Source organism: Endozoicomonas sp. (assembly GCF_031844845.1).
Lineage (GTDB): Bacteria > Pseudomonadota > Gammaproteobacteria > Pseudomonadales > Endozoicomonadaceae > Endozoicomonas.
Map to the genome: position 1 here is coordinate 1 of NZ_JAVRMB020000214.1, position 8,071 is coordinate 8,071.

At 48.3% G+C, this 8,071-nt stretch carries 6 protein-coding genes; 2 read left to right on the plus strand and 4 right to left on the minus strand.

Features of this window, described 5'->3' with window-relative positions:
* Positions 1 to 168: 168 nt before the first annotated feature.
* From RM811_RS11035 to gloB, 4 genes are all read right to left on the minus strand, one after another.
* Positions 169 to 1,995, minus strand: coding sequence for an extracellular solute-binding protein (locus RM811_RS11035; protein WP_402524024.1), 1,827 nt, complete (start codon positions 1,993 to 1,995; stop codon positions 169 to 171).
* 45 nt (positions 1,996 to 2,040) lie between these two features.
* A complete protein-coding gene (locus tag RM811_RS11040; RefSeq protein ID WP_402524027.1) occupies positions 2,041 to 3,924 on the minus strand; it encodes an extracellular solute-binding protein in 1,884 nt (627 codons plus the stop codon).
* A 108-nt stretch (positions 3,925 to 4,032) separates the two neighbouring features.
* Positions 4,033 to 5,661 carry a LysM peptidoglycan-binding domain-containing protein gene (locus RM811_RS11045; RefSeq protein WP_402524029.1) on the minus strand — a complete coding sequence of 543 codons (1,629 nt, stop codon included), beginning with the start codon at positions 5,659 to 5,661 and terminating at the stop codon, positions 4,033 to 4,035.
* 42 nt (positions 5,662 to 5,703) lie between these two features.
* Entirely contained in the window at positions 5,704 to 6,486 is a 783-nt protein-coding gene (gloB, locus tag RM811_RS11050) for a hydroxyacylglutathione hydrolase (protein ID WP_402524032.1), read from the minus strand.
* Positions 6,487 to 6,810: 324 nt separating this feature from the next.
* Here gloB and RM811_RS11055 point away from each other — a divergent pair, with 324 nt between their 5' ends.
* Entirely contained in the window at positions 6,811 to 7,623 is an 813-nt protein-coding gene (locus RM811_RS11055) for a methyltransferase domain-containing protein (RefSeq protein WP_402524034.1), read from the plus strand.
* The gene (gene rnhA / locus RM811_RS11060) at positions 7,620 to 8,060 is read left to right on the plus strand and encodes a ribonuclease HI (protein WP_402524036.1); all 441 of its coding nucleotides are present in this window, start codon (positions 7,620 to 7,622) and stop codon (positions 8,058 to 8,060) included. The genes RM811_RS11055 and rnhA overlap by 4 nt, the downstream gene beginning before the upstream one ends.
* The last annotated feature ends 11 nt before the right edge of the window (positions 8,061 to 8,071 follow it).

The following is an 8,071-nucleotide window of genomic DNA, read 5'->3' on the forward strand; positions in this document are numbered from 1 at the left end:
GTGGAGAAACCTCTCCTTGTCCGAATCTGTGGGGGTTTCAGGCTGGTTATTCACTTGTGGCGAGTACGGTATGCATTCCCACGCAGAGCATGGGAACGAGGTGTCCGGAGGGTTTTGCAACAACCTCCTGCGCGGGGATGAGGTAGTATGGATCAGGGCATGGCTGCATTAGGGGCTTTCATACCACCAGGTACTTAAATCCAGTGCGTAGGGGGCTGGGTTTACCGGGTACTTCAGTTGTTTTTTATGAACAACCAGCCAGTCAGGCTGATACCAGAGTGGCAGTACATAATGATTCCAGAGAAGAATTCGATCCATTGATTTTATCAGGGTTAATAGCTCATCACGGGACTGGGCCCGGGATATTTTTTCTGTCAGTGTGTCGATGGATTTCAGTTTCACCCCGGCAATATTTCTTGATCCATGCTGGTCTGCAGTACCAGAGCCCCAGAGACTTGCCTGCTCTGTACCGGGTGAAGGAGTATGGGGGAAAGTGTGTATTACCATATCAAAGTCCTGATTTCTGACTCTTTCGACGTATTGTGCAACGTCCACTGTCCTTATCTTGAGCCTGATTCCCATACCCTGCAGTGTCTTTTGTACTGGAATAAAGATGCGCTCATCCTCCACGGAGGATAATAAAACCTCAAGCTCAAGGGGTTTTCCTTCACCATTGACCAATTGGTTTTGTTTAATGGTCCAGCCACTTTGCTTTAACAGTGACAAGGCTCTTCTTTTGCGCTCACGGCGGGTAAGCCCCGGTTCACTGCCTGGCGGTATCCATGCCTGATTAAGCGCTTCATTCGGTAGTTCGGATTGCCAGGTTGAGAGTATCGTTTTTTCCTGCTCGGAAGGTTTACCGGAGGCTCCCAGTTCAGTCCCGGCAAAAACACTGTCAGCCCTTTTATACATACCGTGGAATAAGTGTTGATTCATCCACTCAAACTCGATGGCGTATCCCAGTGCCTCTCTGATTTTTGGGTCTGCCAGCAGAGGTTTTCGAGCGTTATAGGTAATCGTCAGTGTCTGTGGGTTATGGTTGGTCAGGGATGATCGAATCAGCTGATGCTTTTCCAGAGACTCATTCCGGATCTGGTCATGCCATTCACGGGGGTCGCTAACGATTTTCAGGCCGTATTCACCTTTTTGCAGTGCTTCAAGCAGGACATTGCTGTTTCGATAATACTCATACTGAATACGGTCGAAGTTATGACGGCCACGATTAACGGGCAGGTCTTTTCCCCAGTAATTTTCAACCCTGGCGTACGTGATAGAACGTCCCGGATCAATTCGTATGGCCTTATAGGGGCCGCTGGTGACAGGGATTTCCAGCCCCGGTGATGAAAAATCCCGTTTTTCCCAGTAATGTCTGGGTAAAATGGGCATTTGACCAAGGATAAGCGCCAGCTCCCTGTTCTGGTTGTGCCTGAAAATAAACAGTACCCGGTATTTCTCCGTCACTTCAACCCGTTCTACGTCCTGATAAAACTGTTTGTAAAAGGTTGAGCCTTTCTCCCTGAGCAGATCAAAGCTGAATTTTACGTCATCAGCGGTGACCGGGTTGCCATCGTGAAATCTGGCGGCAGGATTGATATGGAAAGCCACCCACTGATTGTCAGGATCCAGCTCAATTTTTTCGGCAATAAGGCCGTACTTGGTCAGGGGTTCATCCCAGGAGCGGGCCAGCAGAGAGTCGTACATAAGTTGACTGTTCGCAGCAGCGGTACCACGGTCTATGTAGGGTGTAAGGCTATCAAAATGACCGACCACGCCCTGTTTCAATTCCCCACCTTTTGGTGCCCGGGGATTGACGTAATCGAAAAACAGGAAGTTTTCAGCGTATTTAGGTTCACCATAAAGACTGATGGCGTGGCGTAGCCTTTCGGTACTTTCGGTATCCACAATCCCGGAGGACGAACTGGCTGCCTGTGTTCCCAGACTTAACAGAATACAGAAGTACAGCGGTGCTTTAAGAGTTGGTAATAGAAACCGCATAATGGGAAACCTCAACGCCTGTCGTACAATAGATGGTTCAATAGTTTATCGACTTATGTGGTTGTTTTTATCGTTCTGCTTTTCAATCCGCCTTTCCATCCACCACGTATTGAGACTAAAGCCATAGGGTGGAAATTTGCCCGGATTTTTCAAATGGCGCCACCACGCAAGCCGATGGGTGTTGCCATGCCAGTTGGGTATTGCGTAGTGCTGCCAGAGCAATACCCGGTCAAGGGCTGATGTGGCAGTTTCCAGCTCCTCTTTTTCGGTTGATGCGATGATACGTTCGATTAAATAGTCAACGGCAGGGTCATTGAGTCCCATGAGGTTTCTGCCATGACTGTCGTTGATGCTGCTGGAGTGAAAATAGTCTAACAGCTCATCACCGGGATGGTGACGTAATGGGAAAATGGTTTGTGTTAGATCAAAATCATGTTGCTGGAGGCGGCGGTAGTATTGTGTAACGTCCATACCACTCAGGGTTACGTCAATGCCCATGGTTTTCAGGTTGAGAATAAAGGGCATGATGATTCTTTCAAACTGTGAGTCGGCGTAATGGATAAACTCAAGTCTCATGGGTTGACGGGTAACCCTGTTGAGCAGTTTCCCCCGGTGCAATTCCCAGCCTGCTTGCTTTAACAGATGCAGCGCTGCTCTTTGTTGCTGATGAATGACGCCGTTACCCGGAGTTTCAGGCACAGTGAAGGGTTGAGTCAACAGATTCGGGGGGAGGTGTTCTGAAAAAGGCACCAGTAATGGGTATTCAGCATCGGAAGGTTTATTGAAAACGGCCTTGGGTGTACCCGGAAAATAGCTTTTGGTTCTTGTATAGGCGTTGTGGAAGATCGCTTTGGCAGTCCAGTTCCAGTCAAGCATCAGACTGATGGCCTCCCTGACCCTGCGGTCCTGAAGATAAGGCTTTCTCATATTAAAAACGAAGGCTCGCACACCGTAAGACATCTGATGTGGTATTTCCTGACGAATGACCGTCCCTTTTTTTATGGCATCAAACTGATAGCCTGTGGCCCAGTTTTTTGCCTGAACTTCATAATAGGCGTCAACCTGACCGGCCTTGAATGCTTCGAATGCCATGTGCAGATCACGGAAAAAATAGAGGGTAATCCGGTCAAAATTATATTTTCCCCGGTTGACCGGAAGATCCTTCCCCCAATAGTTCTTTACCCGCTCCAACTCAATTTTCTGGCCGGCAATAATGCGATTGATTTTGTAAGGCCCACTTAATAGTGGCGGTGTCAGCGTTGTTTTATAAAAGTCATTATTTTTCCAGTAATGCTCTGGTAATACGGGTAACTCGGCAATATGGAGTGGAAGTGCGATAGGGTAGGGTTTCTTTAGCTGGAAAATAATATGACCGGGGGAGGGGGTTATTATGTTTTCTATCTGGTTGTTCAGGCCGGCAAAGCGTCCATAAGATAGCGATGCCAGTAGATTAAATGAGAAGGCAACATCACGGCTGGTAATGGGATGGCCATCATGAAATCTGGCCTTCTCATTAAGTTTGAATTCCAGAAAACCCTTTTCTTTGTCAATTCTTACCGATTCAGCAATCAACCCGTAAGCAACTTCCTGTTCGTCCATGGGCGGGGCATAGCTGCCGCTACCTGCCATTAAGGATTCATTCAACTCGCTGAAACCATATTTCAGGACCGCGGCTATTTTAGACGGAGGAACCCCTTTGCCGTTGTACGGGTTCAATGTATCGAAGTTTCCATGTATGGCCAGCCGAAGATGTCCTCCCCCGGGGGCATCGATGTTCACATAATCGAAAGCCTGGAAGTCCTGAGAATATTTTGGGGAATCAAAGAGGGACAGGGCATGTTGCCATGAGTTTTGTTTGTCCCGGGCAAACAGGGAGAGACTTAACAATAACAGGAAAAATAAACAGGCTTGTTGTTTTTGAGCGGCCACCTGGCAGAACCTTCCAGCAATTGAGCTATCAGGATAGCAGCTGCTGGAAGGTTGAGATAGATGGCGTAGGATTACTCGGCTTCACACCGTTTGAGTGAAGGTTTGTAATTAGAAATTACGGGTTACATTCACAAACAAAGTTACCTGCTGGCCGGGATGAATGTATTTACTATTCATATCAGTATTCCAGTCACGAATCTGATCGACATTGACATTAAACTTTGTGGCGATTTTAGCCAGGGAGTCACCGGAGCGAACTTTGTAGTTCACCTTCCTGACAACGGCATTATTGGTACTCTGCTTTTTCCAGACAGCCAGCTTCTGGTTGATTTTCAACGTGTCTCTGGATGACATATTGTTCCAGCGGGCCAGCTCATTAACGCCAACGTTATATTTTCGTGCAATGGTCCAGAAACTGTCGCCGGACTTTACCCGATACTCCACCTTGTTCCGACCACTCACAGAACGGTTCTGCTTTGTTGCAAGACGCTGACTGGCGCTGAGAGTGTAAGTTTCAGAAGCGTTGGCTGCTACCGGTATCATCAGGCCCTGACCCACACGAATGATAGTACTCTTGAGCTTGTTAACATCGGTAATCACATTCACGCTGGTGCGGTATTGCATGCCAATGGTGCCAAGAGTATCGCCCGCTTTGACGGTATAACGATGCCAGGTTAAACGTTCTTCCGGAGGCAATGTCGCCAGCTGGGTGCGGAAGTGTTCCGCGCTGGTAACAGGAACCACCAGATGGTGAGGCCCTTCAGGCGGTGTTGACCAGCGATTAAGCCCCGGGTTGAGTCGATAGAGCTCCTTGAGATCAACGCCCGACAATTTTGATGCTTTGGCCATGTCCAGCTGACCACTGGTCTGAACCTTGGCGAAATAGGGCTTATTGGGGATAGGGTTCAGCTTGACCCCATGCTTTTCGGGATTTCTAACCACTTTTCCAAGGGCAATCAACTTGGGTACATACGCCGTGGTTTCACTGGGAAGATCCAGGTCCCAGAAGCGTGTTGATTTACCCAGTTTCTGGTTCTTTCTAACAGCTCGCTGAACCCGGCCGGGGCCAGAGTTAAATGCGGCCAGGGCCAGCTCCCAGTCACCAAACTGGTTGTGCAGGCTTTTCATGTAGTCCAGCGCGGCCCGGGTTGAGTGAACCACATCCCGGCGGCCGTCGTACCACCAGTTCTGATCCAGTCCATAGTGTTCGCCGGTGGCTGGCATAAACTGCCAGAGACCTGAAGCACCGGCATGGGAGTAAGCAAAGGGATCAAAAGCACTTTCAACAATGGGCATCAGTGCCAGTTCCAGCGGAACGTTTCTCGCCTCAGCCTCTTTTACGATGAAGTAAAGGTAAGGTTCTGACCGTTTGGAGATGGTATTGAAATACGACTTGTTTCGTTTGTACCAGTCCAGTTCAGCCTGAATACGAGGGTTGTTCTGGTTGAGGTCCATGGCCATACCGGACTGAATCCGAACCCAGAGGTTATCAATCACCGGTACTTTCACCGGTGCTACCACCACTGGCTTATTAGTTTCAACTCTGGAGACAACAGGCTTTGTCTCTTTTTTATCTGAACTTTCCTGTGACAAGGGTATTGACGAAGTTGGTAATGAACTCACCAACTGACAACCCGTCAGAAACAGGGAAAAGGCCAGTGTTGGCAGGGCGCGTTTTGTAGCAATAGGGCCAAATTGAAAAAAACGCTGGCCTTTGGAGTAGGGGGCTTTGGTCATATATCTGTTTCTGAGGGTTATTAGTTAATTATTTTATCACGATCAAAAATCATCCTTCCATGCTCGGATTACCCTTAAAATATCAGTGGGTTTGGCATTAGATGGTGCTCCCCTGTTACAGGCGGCCTTAATAACGTCAGGCTGATTTGATCTTAAAAAGGGGTTTGTCGCCAACTCTTTCTGAATTGTGGAAGGTACTGTTGGCTGGTTTTCAGACCGGCGTTCAGCGACCTCTTTTACCTGTTCCTTCAGAATCTGGTTATCTGGCTCGACAGCCCGGGCAAATCTCAGGTTGGCCTGAGTGTACTCGTGGGCACAGTATACGCGGGTATTGCCGGGAAATGATGCCAGACGTGAAAGACTGGTATACATTTGTTCAGCAGTCCCTTCAAACAGCCGGCCGCAGCCACCCACAAAAAGCGTATCCCCACAGAAAAGGGCAGGATTTCCTGCTTCACCGGTTTCAGTAAAGTAGGCAATATGGTCAAGTGTATGGCCAGGGGTTGCAACAATATTGAACCGGTTTTCGTCCAGTTTGATGGTGTCACCATCCTGCAGTGTATTGGTTATGCCATCAATATTATGATTGTCTGGCCCGTATACCGGAATATTTTTTCCTTTGGTAAGTTCGCTGATACCACCCGTATGATCAAAGTGATGGTGGGTGATCAAAATGCCCGCAAGGGTAAGTTGATGTTTGTCCAGTAGCTGTTGAACAGGTTTGGCATCACCGGGATCAACAACGTAAACATTCCTGCTATCCGGCGAATGGAACATCCAGATATAGTTGTCATGAAATGCGGGTATCGGGGATATGATCAGCATTGCCTTAACGTCCTTACGTTCATCCCGGTGATCATCATTTGCACTGTTTGCACGGGGAATGTTATTGGATGAGCCACATACTATAAGAATGTCTGTACCATGTGGAGCATGTTATAACGCCTCTCCCTTTGATGACATTGATTGATATTTTCAGTGTAAACTGGGCAGCAGGAAGGTTAACATGAAGACGCATGGTTATGAAAAATAGCCTGCTTTGAGCTTGTTTATTAGGGAAGATTGCTGAAATACTGCAACCGTCCTGCTCGCCCCGCCTTACATCAGGTGTGAAAAAAACGCTGACTTTTTACTGGTACAATAATTTGCATGATTCGATGTTTTGGGAAAAGGACCAAACGCAGTCTCTCTGATCGCATTGGAGACTTGCGGCATTGGCTGGAGACAGACTCCGGAAAAATTCTGGTGGGTTATGAGCAAAGTCTCCTGGAGAGGGAACTCAGCACGATTTTTGGTTTCCATGCCGGACAGTTTTCTGCCTCCTGGCAGGCAGACCTTATGTCCAGTAGCCCGGTTCGGCGGCAATTTATATTGAGTTCAAGTCACCTTGCTGATTGTTCACGGCCTCAAATTATTGCAGATCCCCTCTATTGGCCGGTATCTCCTGGCAGTCTTGACCTGGTTTTGTTGCAGCATACGCTTGAAATCGCGGATAGCCCTCATCGCCTGCTGAGCGAAGCCGCCAACACCATCATACCGGATGGAAAACTGGTAATTATTGGCTTCAATCCATACAGCCTGAACAATATGGCCCGCTGGTGTGTGCCCAGTCAGCGCAGGCTGCTGAGGGATGCTCATTTTATATCACCGTCCAGACTCAAAGACTGGTTGGCACTGCTGAATTTCAATGTTGAAAAGGTAGTCTACGGTGGTTATGTCCATCCCCTGAAAAAATTTTTCACGGGGTTGCGAGGCGACCTCATTGAAGAGCGTCTTGAGCAATTTCAGTTACCGGTTGGTGGTTTTTATATGATGATTGCAACTCGTGAAACCCCTGGGTTAATACCGGTTAGAAAGGTCTGGTCTGATGTGCGAAGACGGTTTGTGGGTCAGCCTCTCTCACGCCCCAGTGTCGGCAGATCCAGTGCCGTTAAAGTTAGTAAAGACTGGAGTTCTTCTTGAGTCAGACAATTGAAATTTTTACCGATGGTGCCTGCAAAGGGAATCCTGGTCCTGGTGGATGGGGTGTCTTACTCCGTTATGGCAACGTTGAGAAAAAGCTCTATGGCGGTGCACCTGAAACCACCAATAACCGCATGGAGCTTATGGCGGCCATTGAAGGCCTGAAGGCATTGAAGCGTTCCTGTACCGTTATCCTTACCACAGACTCTCAGTATGTACGCAAGGGGATTACCGAATGGCTTGCGGGCTGGAAGCGCAAAAACTGGAAAACAGCATCACGTCAGCCCGTTAAAAACCAGGATCTCTGGCAGCTGCTGGATGAACAGAACCAGCGACATAAAATAGACTGGCGCTGGATTAAAGGCCATACAGGGCACCGTGAAAATGAAATTGCCGATCAGCTGGCCTGTAAAGGTGCTGAAGCCTTCCGGAAGTGAGCCCTTTATTC

Bases quoted from the DNA above. Each gene is read 5' to 3' on its own strand.
- RM811_RS11045 (WP_402524029.1), bottom strand. From the start codon at position 5,661: ATGACCAAAGCCCCCTACTCCAAAGGCCAGCGTTTTTTTCAATTTGGC.
- gloB (WP_402524032.1), bottom strand. From the start codon at position 6,486: ATGCTGATCATATCCCCGATACCCGCATTTCATGACAACTATATCTGG.
- RM811_RS11055 (WP_402524034.1), top strand. From the start codon at position 6,811: ATGATTCGATGTTTTGGGAAAAGGACCAAACGCAGTCTCTCTGATCGC.
- RM811_RS11035 (WP_402524024.1), bottom strand. From the start codon at position 1,995: ATGCGGTTTCTATTACCAACTCTTAAAGCACCGCTGTACTTCTGTATT.